The 17095-nt window shown below is 56.9% G+C and carries 11 protein-coding genes; 4 read left to right on the forward strand and 7 right to left on the reverse strand.

The window, feature by feature from the left end:
• The first annotated feature begins 327 nt into the window (after positions 1-327).
• The 4 genes from pncB to HCK03_RS17690 all read left to right on the forward strand — a co-directional run bounded on the left by pncB (position 328) and on the right by HCK03_RS17690 (position 6153).
• Positions 328-1530, forward strand: a complete 1203-nt coding sequence (pncB, locus tag HCK03_RS17675) for a nicotinate phosphoribosyltransferase (RefSeq protein WP_167691975.1) — start codon at positions 328-330, stop codon at positions 1528-1530.
• A gap of 166 nt (positions 1531-1696) precedes the next feature.
• Entirely contained in the window at positions 1697-3097 is a 1401-nt protein-coding gene (gene asnS / locus HCK03_RS17680) for an asparagine--tRNA ligase (protein WP_041144812.1), read from the forward strand.
• A 591-nt stretch (positions 3098-3688) separates the two neighbouring features.
• Positions 3689-4771, forward strand: a complete 1083-nt coding sequence (locus HCK03_RS17685; protein ID WP_135184977.1) for a porin — start codon at positions 3689-3691, stop codon at positions 4769-4771.
• A gap of 191 nt (positions 4772-4962) precedes the next feature.
• The gene (locus HCK03_RS17690; protein ID WP_041144810.1) at positions 4963-6153 is read left to right on the forward strand and encodes an amino acid aminotransferase; all 1191 of its coding nucleotides are present in this window, start codon (positions 4963-4965) and stop codon (positions 6151-6153) included.
• 66 nt (positions 6154-6219) lie between these two features.
• Here the strand turns inward: HCK03_RS17690 and HCK03_RS17695 are convergent, their stop codons facing one another.
• The 7 genes from HCK03_RS17695 to cmoM form a co-directional block, all read right to left on the reverse strand.
• Positions 6220-6867: an MBL fold metallo-hydrolase gene (locus HCK03_RS17695; protein WP_041144809.1), complete on the reverse strand. Its 648-nt coding sequence runs from the start codon at positions 6865-6867 to the stop codon at positions 6220-6222.
• Positions 6868-6880: 13 nt separating this feature from the next.
• Positions 6881-7432: a YcbK family protein gene (locus HCK03_RS17700; RefSeq protein WP_041147566.1), complete on the reverse strand. Its 552-nt coding sequence runs from the start codon at positions 7430-7432 to the stop codon at positions 6881-6883.
• Positions 7433-7736: 304 nt separating this feature from the next.
• Positions 7737-9527 carry a L,D-transpeptidase gene (gene ldtD / locus HCK03_RS17705; RefSeq protein WP_148250651.1) on the reverse strand — a complete coding sequence of 597 codons (1791 nt, stop codon included), beginning with the start codon at positions 9525-9527 and terminating at the stop codon, positions 7737-7739.
• 197 nt (positions 9528-9724) lie between these two features.
• Positions 9725-14173: a chromosome partition protein MukB gene (gene mukB, locus HCK03_RS17710; protein ID WP_115193230.1), complete on the reverse strand. Its 4449-nt coding sequence runs from the start codon at positions 14171-14173 to the stop codon at positions 9725-9727.
• A complete protein-coding gene (gene mukE, locus HCK03_RS17715) occupies positions 14173-14877 on the reverse strand; it encodes a chromosome partition protein MukE (RefSeq protein WP_041144806.1) in 705 nt (234 codons plus the stop codon). The genes mukB and mukE overlap by 1 nt, the downstream gene beginning before the upstream one ends.
• Positions 14858-16180, reverse strand: coding sequence for a chromosome partition protein MukF (gene mukF, locus HCK03_RS17720; RefSeq protein WP_041144805.1), 1323 nt, complete (start codon positions 16178-16180; stop codon positions 14858-14860). The genes mukE and mukF overlap by 20 nt, the downstream gene beginning before the upstream one ends.
• Positions 16177-16977: a tRNA uridine 5-oxyacetic acid(34) methyltransferase CmoM gene (cmoM, locus tag HCK03_RS17725; protein ID WP_041144804.1), complete on the reverse strand. Its 801-nt coding sequence runs from the start codon at positions 16975-16977 to the stop codon at positions 16177-16179. The genes mukF and cmoM overlap by 4 nt, the downstream gene beginning before the upstream one ends.
• Positions 16978-17095 lie beyond the last annotated feature (118 nt).

Below are 17095 nucleotides of genomic sequence, written 5' to 3' on the forward strand. Positions count from 1 at the left end.
AAAACCTTTAGCATGTTCCATAAAGTGTCAAACCCAGTCTATTCCTGTTGTGATGTTCTCGCTATGCAGAATCTTCATCTTTTCAACGTCAAACACGAAAATCGCTACATATTGATAACACAGGAGGCACGAAATGCGCTCGACCCGGTGCAAAGCTTGTGGTGTGATCCGTGTTCAATATATTAAACTAGGCCTCGCAAATGACCGTCAGCGTCGCCATCGGCCTTCACTGCGGGACAGAGTCGGGGAATAAAGCTATACTCCGCCTCCTTTTTTCTGCTCTGGTTTTGATGGATACGCTCCAGTGAGAGGATGCTACTGCGCACCATGACACAATTCACTGCTCCTGTACTGCACTCGCTGCTTGATACGGATGCCTATAAGCTGCACATGCAGCAGGCCGTGTTCCACCGCTATAACGAGGTACACGTTGCGGCGGAGTTCCGCTGCCGCGGGGATGACTTGCTCGGCATTTATGCCGATGCGATTCGCGAACAGGTTGAGGCTATGCGCGACCTGAAGCTGCAGAACGATGAGTATCACTGGCTGTCGACCCTGCCGTTCTTTGCCGAGGATTACCTCGACTGGCTGCGCGACTTCCGCTACGACCCGCGACAGGTCACCGTCAGCAACGACAACGGCAAGCTGAACATTCGTCTATCCGGCCCCTGGCGCGAAGTCATTATGTGGGAAGTCCCGCTGCTGGCGGTGATCAGCGAGCTGGTTCATCACTACCGTTCGCCGGAAATCGGCGTTGATCTGGCGCTGGAGACCCTCGAGCGCAAGCTGAGCGACTTCAGGGAAATCACCGCCGATATCGATATGAGCCGCTTCCGTTTGATGGACTTCGGCACCCGTCGTCGCTTCTCGCGCGAGGTCCAGCAGGCTATCGTCAAACGCCTGCAGCAGGAGCCGTGGTTTACCGGCACCAGCAACTACGACCTGGCGCGTCGCCTGCATCTCACGCCGATGGGTACCCAGGCTCATGAGTGGTTCCAGGCCCATCAGCAGATCAGCCCAAGCCTTGCCAGCAGCCAGCGCGCGGCCCTTGCCGCCTGGCTGGAAGAGTATCCGGACCAGCTGGGTATTGCCCTGACCGACTGTATTACGATGGATGCCTTCCTGCGTGATTTCGGCCCGGAATTCGCCGAACGCTATCAGGGGCTGCGCCACGACTCCGGAGACCCGGTTGAATGGGGCGAGAAAGCCATTGCCCATTACCAGAAGCTGGGTATCGACCCGCTGAGTAAGGTGCTGGTCTTCTCCGATAACCTCGATCTGACGAAAGCCGTCGATCTCTATCGTCACTTCTCATCGCGGGTGAATCTCAGCTTTGGCATCGGAACGCGCTTAACCTGCGATATTCCACAGGTTAAGCCGCTCAATATCGTGATAAAGCTGGTGGAGTGCAACGGCAAGCCGGTGGCCAAGCTTTCAGACAGCCCTGGCAAGACCATCTGTCACGATAAGGCATTCGTGCGCGCCCTGCGCGAAGCCTTCGACCTGCCGCCGATCAAAAAGGCCAGTTAATCACCACAAGGAGCCGTTCTGGCTCCTTGTTCTTTATTTATTTCCGAAAACTCCCTCTCGCGGTGCGAAATCTGCTTGTCTGACGGAAGATGACAGGTAACATAGATATCCCCCCATTGCAGGGGGAAACAGATATTTTTATTGGACTACGAATAGAGAGACTATTATGAGCGTTGTGCCTGTAGCCGACGTACTCCAGGGCCGTGTTGCGGTTGACAGCGAAGTCACCGTCCGCGGATGGGTACGTACCCGCCGAGATTCAAAAGCTGGCTTTTCCTTCCTGGCCGTCTATGACGGTTCCTGCTTTGATCCTGTACAGGCCGTCATTAGTAATTCTCTTCCCAATTACAATCAGGAAGTGCTGCGTCTGACTACCGGCTGCTCGGTCATCGTCACCGGTAAAGTCGTGGCATCTCAGGGCCAGGGCCAGAGCTTCGAAATTCAGGCCAGCAGCGTCGAAGTGACCGGTTGGGTAGAAGATCCGGATACCTACCCGATGGCGGCCAAGCGCCACAGCATCGAGTATCTGCGCGAAGTCGCCCACCTGCGTCCGCGTACCAACCTGATTGGCGCGGTTGCCCGCGTGCGTCATACCCTGGCGCAGGCGCTGCATCGTTTCTTTGACGAGCAGGGCTTCTTCTGGGTTTCTACTCCGCTGATCACCGCTTCTGATACCGAAGGCGCAGGCGAAATGTTCCGCGTCTCGACGCTGGATCTGGAAAACCTGCCGCGTAACGACCAGGGCAAAGTGGATTTCGATAAGGATTTCTTCGGCAAAGAGTCGTTCCTTACCGTTTCCGGCCAGCTGAACGGCGAAACCTACGCCTGCGCGCTGTCGAAAATCTACACCTTCGGCCCGACCTTCCGCGCGGAAAACTCCAACACCAGCCGCCATCTGGCGGAGTTCTGGATGCTGGAGCCGGAAGTGGCCTTCGCCAGCCTGAACGATGTGGCAGGTCTGGCGGAAGCGATGCTGAAGTACGTCTTCAAGGCCGTACTGGAAGAGCGCGCGGACGACATGAAATTCTTCGCCGAGCGCGTGGATAAAGATGCGGTCGACCGCCTCGAGCGTTTCGTCTCTGCCGATTTCGCCCAGGTCGATTATACCGACGCGGTCACGATCCTCGAAAACTGCGGCAAGCAGTTCGAAAACCCGGTGTACTGGGGCGTGGACCTCTCTTCCGAGCACGAGCGCTACCTGGCAGAAGAGCACTTCAAAGCGCCGGTGGTGGTCAAAAACTATCCGAAAGACATTAAGGCGTTCTACATGCGCCTTAACGAAGACGGCAAAACCGTCGCCGCAATGGACGTTCTGGCACCGGGTATCGGTGAAATTATCGGTGGTTCGCAGCGTGAAGAGCGCCTGGACGTGCTTGACGCACGTATGGCGGAAATGGGTCTTAATAAAGAAGACTACTGGTGGTATCGCGACCTGCGTCGCTACGGCACCGTTCCGCACTCTGGCTTCGGCCTGGGCTTTGAGCGTCTGATTGCCTACGTCACCGGCGTTCAGAACGTTCGCGATGTGATTGCGTTCCCGCGTACTCCGCGCAGCGCGACATTCTGATTTTTATTCCCGCCTTACAAAAAGGGTCAGCGTAAGCTGGCCCTTTTTTATGTCAATTATTGTTAACGAATATCTAGAAACTTAAACATCAACCCTTCCGCGTCACATTTATGTTACTCACTATTTCGACCCCCACCGAAACAAGAAAGCGCACCTTATGTTCATTCATCGGTGAAATGACTGACTATTTTGCTCATTTTTTAACCACCCGCCGCACAACATGCAAAGACAAATGCTGAGTGAAAAAAAAGCGAAATCCAGCCACAAAATGCACAAATCGCCACTTATCTAAATTAATCATAATTAATTCATATAGATATATAAGACATGGTGATTTTATGCGCAAAGTGGAACGGAATTTTGATTGAGTTCACAAAGTTCCCAAAAATTCACATTTTGTTACATACACTTTCTTATTGTTACTCATATGCGACATTGGTAGCATTTTCAGGCTAGCGAAACGCTGGCGCGGATGGAAAGATGCCTTCAGACACCAAACTATCATCAATGGTTCTGTAAATTTTTATTGACAGAATGTATTGGCGGCAGTGGCAAGTGTTCATATAAAAATACTAATGAGGGTAATAAATAATGATGAAGCGCAATATTCTGGCAGTGGTAATCCCTGCTCTGCTGGTAGCCGGCGCAGCAAATGCTGCAGAAATCTATAACAAAAACGGCAACAAACTGGACTTTTACGGGAAAATGGTTGGCGAGCACGTTTGGACAACAAATGGCGACACCAACAGCTCCGACACCACCTATGCACGTATCGGCCTGAAGGGCGAAACCCAGATCAACGATCAGCTGACCGGTTACGGCCAGTGGGAATACAACATGGATGCGTCCAACGTTGAAGGTTCCCAGGGGACTAAAACCCGTCTGGCATTCGCAGGCCTGAAGGCTGGCGAATACGGTTCATTCGACTACGGCCGTAACTACGGTGCAATCTATGACGTTGAAGCTGCAACCGATATGCTGGTTGAGTGGGGCGGCGACGGCTGGAACTACACCGACAACTTCATGACTGGCCGTACCAACGGCGTTGCTACCTACCGTAACTCTGACTTCTTCGGTCTGGTTGACGGCCTGAGCTTCGCGCTGCAGTATCAGGGTAAAAACGACACAAGCCGTGCTATCCAGAAACAAAACGGCGACGGCGTCAGCACCTCTGCAACCTACGCATTCGAAAACGGTATCGCGCTGTCTGCAGGCTACGCGAGCTCTAACCGCAGCATCGCTCAGAAAGCTGATGGCAACGGTGACAAAGCTGAAGCATGGGCAACCTCCGCTAAGTACGATGCAAACAACGTCTATGCGGCAGTGATGTACTCCCAGACTTACAACATGACTCCGGAAAACCAGGCTAACTACTTCGCTGGCAAAACTCAGAACTTTGAAGCCGTTGCTCAGTACCAGTTCGACTTCGGTCTGCGTCCGTCCGTGGGCTACGTTCAGACCAAAGGCAAAGACCTGCAGGGCCGCGCTGGCTTCTCCGGCGGCGATGCTGACCTGGTTAAATACGTAGAACTGGGTACCTGGTACTACTTCAACAAGAACATGAACGTCTACGCAGCATACAAATTCAACCTGCTGGACGACAACGAATACACCAAAACTGCTGGCGTAGCCACCGACGACCAGGCGGCAGTGGGTATCGTTTACCAGTTCTAAGTTTTCAGCAGTACACCCCTTCGTGATATGCCTAAAAAGCAGGACTTCGGTCCTGCTTTTCTACGTTACTAAGGCAAAGATCGTAACTTTGGAAAACCTTCGCGCTTTTTGTCGCAAACGGTTGGCAATTGGTCATTCTCCCGTTACCCTGATAGCGGAACTCCCTTCAGTAATCACAATGGAACCTCGTCATGTTTGAGAACATTACTGCCGCCCCTGCCGACCCTATTCTGGGCCTGGCCGATCTGTTTCGTGCCGATGACCGTCCTACAAAAATTAACCTCGGGATTGGCGTTTATAAAGATGAAACGGGTAAAACCCCGGTCCTGACCAGCGTGAAGAAGGCAGAGCAATATCTGCTGGAGAATGAGACCACAAAAAATTATCTGGGTATCGACGGTATTCCGGAATTTGGTCAATGCACGCAGGAGCTGCTGTTCGGTAAAGGAAGCGCTATCATCAGCGACAGGCGTGCCCGTACCGCCCAGACCCCTGGTGGTACCGGTGCCCTGCGCGTTGCCGCTGACTTCCTTGCCAAAAATACCGACGTTAAGCGCGTTTGGGTGAGCAACCCGAGCTGGCCGAACCACAAGAGCGTATTCAATTCCGCCGGCCTTGAGGTTCGCGAGTACACCTACTACGATGCGGCTAGCCGCACGCTCGACTTTGCCGGCCTGCTGGCAAGCCTCAATGAAGCTCAGGCGGGTGACGTTGTTCTGTTCCACGGCTGCTGCCACAACCCAACCGGTATCGATCCGACGCTGGAACAGTGGCAACAGCTGGCACAGCTCTCCGTTGATAAGGGCTGGCTGCCGCTGTTCGACTTCGCCTACCAGGGCTTTGCCCGCGGTCTGGAAGAAGATGCTGAAGGCCTGCGCGCCTTTGCCGCGCTGCACAAAGAGCTGCTGGTTGCCAGCTCCTACTCGAAGAACTTCGGCCTGTACAATGAGCGCGTTGGCGCCTGTACGCTGGTCGCGAGCGATAGCGACACCGTTGACCGCGCGTTCAGCCAGATGAAGTCAGCGATCCGCGCTAACTACTCCAACCCGCCGGCGCACGGCGCTGCCGTTGTGGCGACAATCCTCAGCAACGATGCGCTGCGCGCTATCTGGGAGCAGGAGCTGACCGACATGCGCCAGCGCATTCAGCGTATGCGCCTGCTGTTCGTCAATACCCTGCAGGAAAAAGGCGCTAACCGCGACTTCTCCTTCATCATTAAGCAAAACGGCATGTTCTCGTTTAGCGGCCTGACCAAAGAGCAGGTTCTGCGCCTGCGCGAAGAGTTCGCTATTTACGCCGTGGCTTCCGGGCGTATCAACGTTGCTGGCATGACGCCGGACAACATGGCGCCGCTGTGTGAAGCGATCGTCGCCGTACTGTAACGCCGCAGGACCCTAAAAAAAGAAGGCCGCATTTGCGGCCTTTTTTGTATTTAGCGTCCGGCATGGTTACCAGACCGGCATTTCATCCTGCAGGAAGGGATTGTGCAAACGCTCATGACCCAGCGTTGACATCGGCCCGTGGCCGGGGATAAACGTCACGTCATCGCCCAAAGGCAACAGCTTGCGTTTAATCGCGTCGATCAGCTGGCCGTGGTCGCCGCGCGGGAAGTCGCTACGCCCGACGCCACCTTTAAAGATAACGTCGCCGGAAACCAGCAGCCGCGACGCGTCATCGAAGAAAACAACGTGTCCCGGCGTATGGCCCGGGCAGTGCAGAACCTGCAGAGAAACGTTCCCCACGCTGACGACATCGCCTTCATTGAGCCAGCGGTCAGGATGCAGCGGCTGGCAATCCTCCAGGCCGAACATCCGGCTTTGCGCAGGGAGTCCTTCCAGCCAGAACTCATCTTCTTTTTCCGGGCCGATAATCGGCACGCCGTAATGTTGCGCCAGCTCGGCTGCCGCACCAACGTGATCAAGATGACCGTGAGTGAGCAAAATCTGCATCAGGCTAACGCCCGCTGCCGCCACTTCCTGTTTGATTCGCTCTGCATCACCGCCGGGATCGACCAGCGCAGCAAGTCGGGTTTGCTCACACCAGATTAAAGAGCAGTTCTGGGCGAACGCGGTAACCGGAATAATACGATAGTTCATGACGCTCCTTTCGTTACCAGTGCCTTACCGGACCGGTATCAATATGCACAAAGTTGCTACGTGGGTAGTATCCTACACCACCCGCGCCCATAGATAACGCCGCTTTGCGAACATTGCTCAACGAAATGCCTTCAATATGAAAATCCATGGCCTGGCCTTTGGTGTGGTAGCTATGTTTGGCTACACCGCGGCTTCGTGCACGTAGCTCATCGTTGGTATCGAGGGAACGATAGCCGGAGATCAGCTGGACAGGCTTACTGGTGCCAAGTAATCCCTGCAGGCGATAAAGATGATCGAATAAGCTCGGATCGATGGACTTTATTTTATTCGCGCGGAAATCACGGAAGAAATGGTTAAGTCTTGCTAATTCATCCTGAATATAGCCTCTGCCATCGAAGAACTCCGCTTTGAGTGATTCACCGGTATGCAGGTTATTCAGCGTCAAAATACGCGGTCGGGGGGTCGAGAGGGTGGCAAATGCCGGCGCAGGCAAAATGGCTGCTGCACCTAGCGCAGCGCCACCTAGCGCCAGCAGTTTGCGGCGATTAGCGTCAAATTTGTCCATGATAATCAGGTCTACAAGTAAATGAATCGAAATATACACGCCATCCTTCAAGCTGCCTGTTTACTGGCGACGTCTTCTCCCCCGCGCACTCACCGTAGCAAGCGTCAGGAGGTTCCCAGACCTGTCACCTCAATGCAGTTTTAATGGTGTTGTGTAATATGCACTTCTGGCGCACGAAAGGCACCTTACCGGGCATTATTGCCAACGTCAAGGCGGCCTAACCCCAGTGAAAACGGGCCCTGTAGACGAACAGCGCCTGTTTTCACCCAGAGTTAGGACAACGATATCCGTTGAACTACTTCATTTACCTGATTAATTGTTCGGCTTTTGCCAGAATTTGTGCGCCAGATCGCGCGGTGAGATCGTAATTGTAAATATCTGTTCGATATTGTGTGCGTCCATCAGCGCCAACAAAGGCGGTGAGATAATAAAGATTCACCGGGATATTGTTGCGGATATTCACATAGCGGGTATCGCCCTGCTTAAGCGCGGCGGAAATTCGCGTATCGTTCCAGCCCGCATCCTGCAGCAGCATATTTGCCAACTCGGAGGCCTTATTCACGCGCACGCAGCCGGAGCTCAGCGCCCGTACGTCTTTCTGGAACAGGTTGTGATTCGGCGTATCGTGCAGATAGATAGCGTCAGAACTCGGCATGTTGAATTTGTAGCGCCCCAGCGAGTTGCGCGCGCCCGGAGCCTGCTGGAAGCGGAACGGAAGATTGCTCTCGGTGATTGTCGACCAGTCTACGCGATAAGGGTCGATCGCCTCTTTGCTGTTCCAGCCGCGCATCAGGGTATAGCCATGCTGCTCAAGATAGCCCGGATCGTTGCGCACCTTCGGCAGAATATCTTTGCGCGCCAGCGTCGGCGGCACGTTCCACGGCGGATTGACCACCACGTTATTCAGCGCGCTGCTCATCATCGGCGTTTTACGGTCCGGACGACCGACGATCACCCGCGATGCCAGCACCTGGCTACCGTCCTGGTAATAGACCAGCGAAAAGGCCGGAATATTCACCATTATGCCGGTCGACAGCTTGCCAGGCAGCAGGCGCAAGCGCTGAATATTGAGCGCCACTACCCCGGCACGCTGCGCCGCGGAGACGTTCAGACCATCGCGCGTGGATTGGCCAATCACGCCGTCCGCGCCCAGCCCCTGCCAGGCCTGAAAGCGCTTTACGCCCTCAACCAGCTGGCGATCGTAAATGCCGCGGGCGGCCGGCTTGCTTTTCTTGCCCGCCGACGGGCTGACAACGTCGCCCGGGAGGGTAATTTTCGCCGAATCATCCAGCATGCCGGTACGCTGTAATATCTCGCGCAGCGCGCCGATATCATTACTCCACTCGCCCGGACGCAGCGAAGCGCTGCCGGTCATCTGCGGCCACGGCCGCGAATCGGCCACCAGCTGCAGCAGCGCCTGATGCATCGCTTCATACTGCGGATGACGCGGCGTGAGTCCGGCAATAAACTGCGGCAAAGAGCCGTTGTCCAGCGCCAGCTGCCACTGATTGATGACCGATAGCGGCGGCGTGGCCATGGCGTAGGGTTTGGTTCCGTATAGCCAGCGGTTGCCCTGAATCGGAATACCGCTAATAAAATGCAGGTAGCCCATCATGGCGTCGGACAGCACGACATCACGCGCCATTCCGCTCACCGCGGGATCGGTCAGCAGGCTCACCCAGGTGGTGAACTGCGGCTGGAAACCGGCGATAGCGACTTCGGCCAGCTGCTGCTGAAATGCCTGCACCGCCTCACGGCTATCCCACATCGGTTTCATATCCCTGGCCGCATACAGCGACACCAGCGGATTCATAAAGACGGGCTTATAGCCAGCCGGAAGCAGCGCTTCAATCTCGGCCCGGCTTTTCGCGGCGACCTCGGTCGCCAGAGGCTGCTCGCCGGCCATTTTCGCCACCGTGGCAGACTGGCCGTTGTTTAGCAGCAGCGCTGACGAAAGCTCTCCCAGCGTGGCGGAACTATCCGCGGGTACGACTTCAGGCTCTTCGGCCTGGACATTGAACAGTGGAGCAAATGCAAAAGCCAGGCTCAAGCTCAGCGCCGACAATTGACGACCATACCGTTTCTTTAGCAACATCCCTTGCCCCCCTGTTGACACATTGCCGCCCTTAAAAATAGGGCTCACTCTCAGTATATAAAGGCGAAAACGCTTTTGCCTTCCCAAATGTAAAGAAGTTTAAAGATTATACAACGTTAACACATCATACCGGCTAACAAAAAGGGCGACATCATGTCGCCCTTTTAGACTACTCACTCCCTACCGCAGCAGATCGGTCAGGAAGCGTCCGCCGTGCCCGGCAGCGTTTGGGGCAGCTGGGCCGCGAAACCGCGCAGGCCAACCACGTGCACGTGCTCATGGTTATTGAACACCTTACGCACCAGCTTATAGGTGGTGCCTTTTTCCGGACTGATATTTTCCGGGGCGGCAATAATCAGCTGCATTTCCAGACGTTCGCACAGCTCAAACAGGGTGGCGATAGAGCGGGCGTCAAGACGCGCCGCTTCGTCGAGGAACAGCAGACGGCACGGCGACAGGTCTTTACCGCGCAGGCGGCGGGACTCGTCTTCCCAGCTCTGAACGACCATCACCAGAATCGACATCCCGGTACCGATCGCTTCCCCGGTCGACAGCGCGCCGGACTCCGCGCGCAGCCAGCCGTCGGAGCCACGGTTAACTTCCACTTCCATCTCCAGATAGTTGCGGTAATCCAGCAGCTCTTCGCCGATGGTTTGCGGGGTACGCTGGCCCATATCAATCTGCGGATTGAGGCGCTGATAGAGCTTCGCCAGCGCTTCCGAGAAGGTCAGGCGGTTGCTGTTGAACAGATCCTGATGCTGCTCATGCTGTTCAGACAGCACGTCGAGCAGCGTCGAGTGGGTTTCCCGCACGTTGACGTTGAGACGCACGCTGTTGACCTGACCAAAGGAGACGCTCTGCAGACCCTGGTTGAGCATCCGAATACGGTTCTGCTCGCGCTGAATGGTCTTGCGGATGATATTGGCCACGCTGCGGGAGCTGATCGCCAGCTTCTGCTCGCGGTTGGTCAGCTCTTCGGTCAGACGGCTGAGCTCGATCTCCATCTGCTCAATCGCCTCGACCGGGTCGTCGGTGCGGATAATATCCTGACGGATACGCTCGCGCAGGTGCTGGTAGACGGCGACGAAGAACTGAATTTTGCGCTCAGGACGCTTCGGATCTTCAGAGACTCGCAGCACGTCACGCAGGTGTTCGTTATCGGAAACCGCCAGACGCAGCGCGCCGAGCGCTTTATCCGACATCGAACGCAGCTCATCTGCCGAGAGGTAGGCCAGCTCGCGACGGTGCAGTCGGCGCTCAACGCCGTTGTCTTTCACCAGCCGCATCACCGCACACCAGCCGGCTTTGGCGCTGACAACCTGCTCACGCATTTCGCAGTAATCACGCTCAAGCTTGCGCAGCCTGCGGGTCAGGTTGTCCATCTCCGCTTCGCAGAAGGTCAGGGCTTTTTCCAGCTGATTGCGCCGCGAGCGGTTATTGCTCAGACGCGTATGCAGCTCATCACGACGCACGCGGGCGCGCTCTTCCGCCCCGCTATCGGCGCGCACGCCGATATCCTGCAGCTCTTTATACAGATCGCCCAGCAGCTCTTTTTTGGTGTCATACGAGCTTTTCAGCGAGGCCAGAACCTGGTTGTACTGGTTCAGCTGCGCGGTATGCGTACGCGTGGCGTCACGAGCCCGGCTGCGTTCGCCCTCCGCCTGCTCCAGACGCTGGCGCAGTTTTTCGTTGAGATCGCTGTTGCCGCTGAGCATCTCGGCGGAATCAGAGTAGCTAAAGTGAGCGCGACGCTGCACGACTTCGCTGAGCGCAAACGCCTGCTGGCGCGCTTCACGCTGGGTTTGCTGCGAGTAAGCGTAATCTTCTTTCAGCTGCTCGAACTGCTCCGGATCGCTCTGCAGTACCGAGAGCATCGGTTCCAGCTTCGCCAGCTGATTGCCATGCTGCTGGATAAAGCGAGCCGCTTCCTCGGCTTCGTCCAGGCGCTCCTGAATTTCGTCGACGCGATCGGCCAGCGTATCGTCCGCCAGCAGGCTAAGGCGCGGCAGCAGGCGGTTAAGCGCGGAAACGCCCTCTTTCGCCTGCTCGTACTGCACCCGGTTCTGCTGGTTATCGCTCTCGTGCGCGTTAAGCGCCCGCTCCAGCTCGCCGCGGCGGCCGTTCAGCTTACGGATCTCTTCTTCCGGATCGTCTTCAAAGGCCACCGCCAGATGGCTGCCGATAAAGCGGCTGAAGGCCTGGTGCTGACGCTGGGTCTTCTGCACGTCGAACGACAGGGTCGCAAAACGCTCGGAGAGATCTTCCCGCTCGGCGTGCAGGCTTTCAATACGGCTTTCACGGGCGGCGCGGCCAAACAGCGGCAGCGTCGGGAAGCGCGAGTAGCGCCACTGGCGATCGGCAACCTTGACGACCACCGCTTTTTCCAGCTCATCAACGCTAAAGACGCTGTCATCGAACGACTGCGGATCGCCTTCGATCAGGTAGAGATCTTCCGGGCAATCCTCCAGGCCTTCAAGCTGCCCGGTGAGCTGCGACAGGTCGGGAACCACGATGGCATGGCGCGACGGGCCGTACAGGGCCGAGAAGTACGGCGCATCTTCGAGGCTAACGTCGTCATAAATTTCTGACAACAGCACGCCGCCAAAGCGCTCAGCCAGGGCATTCAGCCGCGGATCTTCCGAGCCGCCCGGTTGGCTAAGACGCTCAATCTCTTCATCAATGGCCCGCTTACGCGCGCCGACTTCGTCGCGCTCAACGATAGCCTCGCGCTCGCGCTCCAGCAGCTGCTGGAGATATTCGGTCACGTCCTGGCTTGATTCAAACTGCTGGCCGCTCTGCTCGCAAAGCTGGCTGAGGCTGTTCTGCGCCGCCAGCCAGATCGGCGCCCGACGCAGCAGCGTCTGGGTACGGGACTGCAGCTGCTCCAGCTCCTGACGCAGCGTCATTCGCTGTTCGCTGGCGGAGGAGACGCCGTCGGACAAGGAGGCAATTCGCGCTTCCAGCTCCTCGTGCAGCGTTTCCAGGCGGTCAATATCGTAACGCTTGCCCTGGCGCTTGCAGAATTCGTTGAGCTGGCGTTCAGCTTCCTGCTGCTCGCGCAGGCGCTGCTCCAGCTCGGTCAGGCGGCTACGCAGCCCCGCAGCCTGTTCGGCGTGATGGCGCTGGTTGACGCCGTCGCGCAGCAGCTCGCGCGCCACGTTCCAGGCTTCATTACGCGCCAGCGGGCCGTTGATAGCCACCACCAGCTGGAAAGCCTGCTCAAACTGACCGTGCGCAGTTTGCGCAACGCTCATTTTTTGTTCCAGCGACAGCATTTTCTCCGTCGCTTCCTGCTCCTTCGCCTGGAAGGTTTCCAGCCACTCGCCGGCGCTTTCCGCAGTTAAATCCGGCAGATGGCACAGCGCCTTCGCACGGTCTAAGGCCTGCAGCGCCTGGTTGTACTGGATCGCGCGGGTCTGCTGGACGTCCAGCGCCTGCTGGTAGTCGGCAAGCTGGCTTTTCAGCTCATCCACTTCCAGCTCTGCGGCTTCCGCACGAGCCTCGTTCTCTTCCTGCAGATCGGTCGCTTCCGCCACCACTTCGTTCTGCTCTTCAAGACGGATCTGCAGCTCATCGAGATCCGCTTCGTAGCGCTCGATTTTTTCCTGCTGGCGAAGCGCGGTTTGCACCAGGTTCAGATGATCGCTGGCGGCCTGATAGTCGGCCTCAAGATCGCCTTCTGCCCCGTTATGCTCCTGCAGCTCGCGGGCCATATCGACGTGCTTATACTGCTCTGCCGCCAGCTGTGCGCGGGAGGTGAACAGATCGCGGCGATACTCCAGCGCCTTATCCAGATGGACGCGACGCTCGTTGGCGTGACGCATGTAGTCCGCCGCCACGTAGTTGGTGGCCTCGCTGATCAGGTGCTTAAACAGATCGCGGTCGGACTGCGTGACGCGAATCGCCTCCAGGGTCATGCGGTTTTCACGCAGCGCGGCTTCCATATCCTGGAACGCCTTGCGCACGCCGCTGTTTTCCGGCAGCAGGTAGTCGCGCAGCGAGCGGGTAATGGTGTTGGAGATCCCGCCGTACAGCGAGGCTTCGATCAGGCGATAGTATTTGCTACGGTCAGAGGCCGAGCGCAGACGACGGGCGACCACGCCCAGGTCGAACATCAGCGAGTGGTAGTCGGTTATCGAGTTGAACTGCTTGAACTGCACCCCTTCGATCTCTTCCAGCTTATCTTTCAGCTCGTTGAGGCTCAGGACGCGCGCCTGGCGTTCGTTAAGGGTTTCCGTCAGCAGCTGCGTCGGTTGGATAGCGTCCGGTAGGCCCTGAATAGCAAACGGCTTAATATCCACTTTGCGATCGCGACCGGCGATCTGCTGCAGGCGTACGCCCACCACCACCCGCTGGTGGTGAGAGTTGATAACGTCCAGCACCGAGTAGCACACCCCGGCGCGCAGCTTGCCGTGCAGGCCCTTATCGCGCGAGCCGCTGGTGGCGCCTGCTTCGGTGGTGTTACGGAAGTGCAGCAGGGTCAGGTCCGGGATCAGGGCCGTGACGAAGGCCGCCATGGTGGTTGATTTCCCGGCGCCGTTCCCCCCAGAAAGCGTGGTAACCAGTTCATCCAGGTCAAACGTTCGGGCAAAAAAGCCGTTCCAGTTAACCAGCGTTAGCGAGCGAAATTTACCGCGTTCGATCATTACTCTTCCTCCCCGCTATCCGGCTGATTCTCTTCATTCTCATCGTTGAGCTGCAGGTGATTCTCCAGCGCCATCGCTTCGCCGTCGCGGATCAGGCGCTTCTGCGCCTCGCGCGGATCGTCGCCGGCGCGAACGTCAGCGCCGAAGCGGAACACCGATTCGGTTATGCGGAATTTGCTGCTGTCATGGCCCATAAACCACACCATGCCGAGACGGCGCAGGCGGTTAAGCGACGCGCGCATTTTTTCCTGCAGCTTCTGCCTGTCGAGGTCGGAGCCGGTGGAGCGGTTATTCACCAGCTTCAGCAGCTTGGCTTCGTCCGCCAGGCTCAGCAGCTCGTCATAGAGCTCCTGCTGGGTGAAGATCCCCTCATTCGCCAGACGCTCCGGGCTAAGATAGAGGTAGCAGAGAATTTTGCCGACCATCATATCCAGCTCTGACAGCACCGAGCGCGGGATCAGCGTGGTGGAGCGCGGACGCAGGTAGAAGAACCCTTCCGGCGCGCGAATCAGCTCAACGTTATAGCGAGCGTAAAACTCTTCCAGGTAGTCCTGAAAATCCATCAAAAATGCGTGATTATCCAGTTCGTCCAGGCCGATATGACGGCCCGCACGCAGGGCGCTATCCAGCGCCGGAAATAACGGATTGCCCAACGCCAGCGCCAGCTTAACTGGCATCACTTGTTCAATATTTGTCGATGACATGCGCCTGTACCTTGGCTCCGTAATCATTAATCGGCTGCCATTGTGCCGGCAGTCCGGTGAAATCTGCTTGCGCTACGCCCAAACGTACCGCCTGATCGACGACGATTCTCGCCACATCGAAGTGCCGCGCGCGCGGATACTGCGCCAGATACTCGCGAACGACCAGGCCGAGGTCCAGCGGCAGACCTTTGTCTTTATAGATAACCAGCTGCGCTTCAATCAGGGCCGCCAGCTGTTCACGGATCTCATTAAACTCTTCGTACTCCAGATCCTCAGGGAGCTCCCCGGTGACCTCTTCGTCGAGCAGCGCCATCTCTTCATCACGCATATCGAGCAGGCGGTCGGCGCTGGCGTGGGTCAGGGCCCACGGCGCATCGAAGTAGGTCTGCACCGACTGGCGTAGACGCTGAGCAAAGACGCGGTTTTTATCCATATCAATGGCGGTACGGATAAACTTGTGCACGTGGCGATCGTAGCCGATCCACAGGTCGATGGCCTGCTGGCCCCAGCTTACGATACGATCCAGCTTGCTTTGCAGATCGAACACCAGGCGATCGACAAAATGCAGGTCGTCCCGCGCGATAGTCGCGTCCTGGATCCGCAGCAGGTTAGCCTGCAGCTTATCGCCCGCCGCGTCCAGCGTATCCTGCAGTTCGCGCAGCGTCCCGGAGGTTTCCGAAAGCAGCAGCTCGCAGCTGGAGATCGCCGCTCGCCAGTCTTTGTTCAGCAGCTGGGCGATGTCGTCCTTCACCAGCTGCTGCTGTTCATCCATGATCCTCTGGGTCAGATCGATGCTGTCAAAAATTTCCGCGACCGAATATTTCAGCGGCGCGAAGACGTTACGATGCCAGTGAAACTCGTCGCCGCCCTCTTCCGCAGAATCGGCGGCGCGCTTGAGCTCGCCGGCGACGATCGAGAGCTGCATCGACAGGCGCAGCGTGGAGAACTCGCGCTGGCGAATATAGTAGTCGGTAATGCCAATACCTAACGGCGTCAGGCGATAAATGGCGTTGCCTTCCGTGAGTTCGCTGGTAAAGCGGTTCAGCAGACGCTGGCGCACCATATCGTTAATCGCGTTATTGGCGCGCTGGCTGATGGTTTCGCTGGTCTGCTCAAACGCATCACTAACGTGGCGGAACGCGTCCACCAGTTCTCCCTCGGTCATTTCCCCTTCAAGCCGCTCGCCGTTCAGCGTGGCAACCGCCAGCAGAAAAGAGAGTCTGTCGACCGGCAGCGAAATAGAAAAATCATTTTTTCTGGCCCAGGCAACCAGTTCGGGGACTGTCTGGGAAAATTCACTCATACTTTATCCTTGCATCTGCAGCTCTGAGCCTGGTTCTTCATCGCGGTGACGTGAATATAGCGACCCAGGCTAATATACGGCTCCTGGCGACAGTAGCGCGTCTCCAGCTCCAGCAGCGCCGCAAAATTGTCGCGCTGTCTGCGTTTTTCACGCAGATAGTCATGAAACACCCGCACGCCGGTTTTACCGGTAATTTGCCAGCCCTGCTCTTCCAGCCAGCCGTACACCTGCTCCGGGGAACGCGGATAGTCCGGCGATAGCGTGCGTTTTTTCTTTTTTGGCATCCCGATCTGCACGTAATCGAAGTTTCCGACAACCATGTTGTGCATCAGCAGACCGTTAGCATTGTAGAACATTAGCGACAGCGCGCCGCCGGGACGCAGCACCGACCACAGCGCCTGCAGCATCTCCTGAGGCTCGGCCACCCATTCCAGCACCGCATGAAACAGTATCAGATCGACCGGGCTTTCCAAATGCTGCTCAATATCCTGAGCCGCGCATTGTACAAAATGCATGTTGTCGATCACACCTTTATCGACTGCCGCCTGTCGGGCGCGGGCAACCATCTCGGCAGAAAGATCGCAGAGCGTGACGTGATGGCCCATCTGCGCCACCTTTACCGCCGTTTGCCCCTCGCCGCCGCCGGCGTCAAGAACGCGCAGCGGCCCGGGACCCAGCCGATCCAGCAGCGGCTGCAGATCCTGCCAGAGGATAGCCTGGCGCAGTTCGCCCTTGGTAGTGCCGTATATATTGCGCGAAAACTTTTCGGCAATGTCATCGAAATTGCGATCCTGCACGGGCGACTCCACAAGCCAACACAAAGCCGCTATTTTGTCATACCCGCGCTGAGAGTGAAGCGATCTGTTATAAGATCGGGGCATAAGTTTGGTTATGTGGTTAAAAAGGACCCATCTG

Origin of the sequence: Klebsiella terrigena (genome assembly GCF_012029655.1) — a bacterium.
GTDB classification, from domain to species: domain Bacteria; phylum Pseudomonadota; class Gammaproteobacteria; order Enterobacterales; family Enterobacteriaceae; genus Klebsiella; species Klebsiella terrigena.

Coding starts and splice junctions, on each gene's coding strand:
- pncB (WP_167691975.1), top strand. CDS start 328: ATGACACAATTCACTGCTCCTGTACTGCACTCGCTGCTTGATACGGAT.
- HCK03_RS17695 (WP_041144809.1), bottom strand. CDS start 6,867: ATGAACTATCGTATTATTCCGGTTACCGCGTTCGCCCAGAACTGCTCT.
- mukF (WP_041144805.1), bottom strand. CDS start 16,180: ATGAGTGAATTTTCCCAGACAGTCCCCGAACTGGTTGCCTGGGCCAGA.
- ldtD (WP_148250651.1), bottom strand. CDS start 9,527: ATGTTGCTAAAGAAACGGTATGGTCGTCAATTGTCGGCGCTGAGCTTG.
- mukE (WP_041144806.1), bottom strand. CDS start 14,877: ATGTCATCGACAAATATTGAACAAGTGATGCCAGTTAAGCTGGCGCTG.
- asnS (WP_041144812.1), top strand. CDS start 1,697: ATGAGCGTTGTGCCTGTAGCCGACGTACTCCAGGGCCGTGTTGCGGTT.
- mukB (WP_115193230.1), bottom strand. CDS start 14,173: ATGATCGAACGCGGTAAATTTCGCTCGCTAACGCTGGTTAACTGGAAC.
- HCK03_RS17685 (WP_135184977.1), top strand. CDS start 3,689: ATGATGAAGCGCAATATTCTGGCAGTGGTAATCCCTGCTCTGCTGGTA.
- HCK03_RS17690 (WP_041144810.1), top strand. CDS start 4,963: ATGTTTGAGAACATTACTGCCGCCCCTGCCGACCCTATTCTGGGCCTG.
- HCK03_RS17700 (WP_041147566.1), bottom strand. CDS start 7,432: ATGGACAAATTTGACGCTAATCGCCGCAAACTGCTGGCGCTAGGTGGC.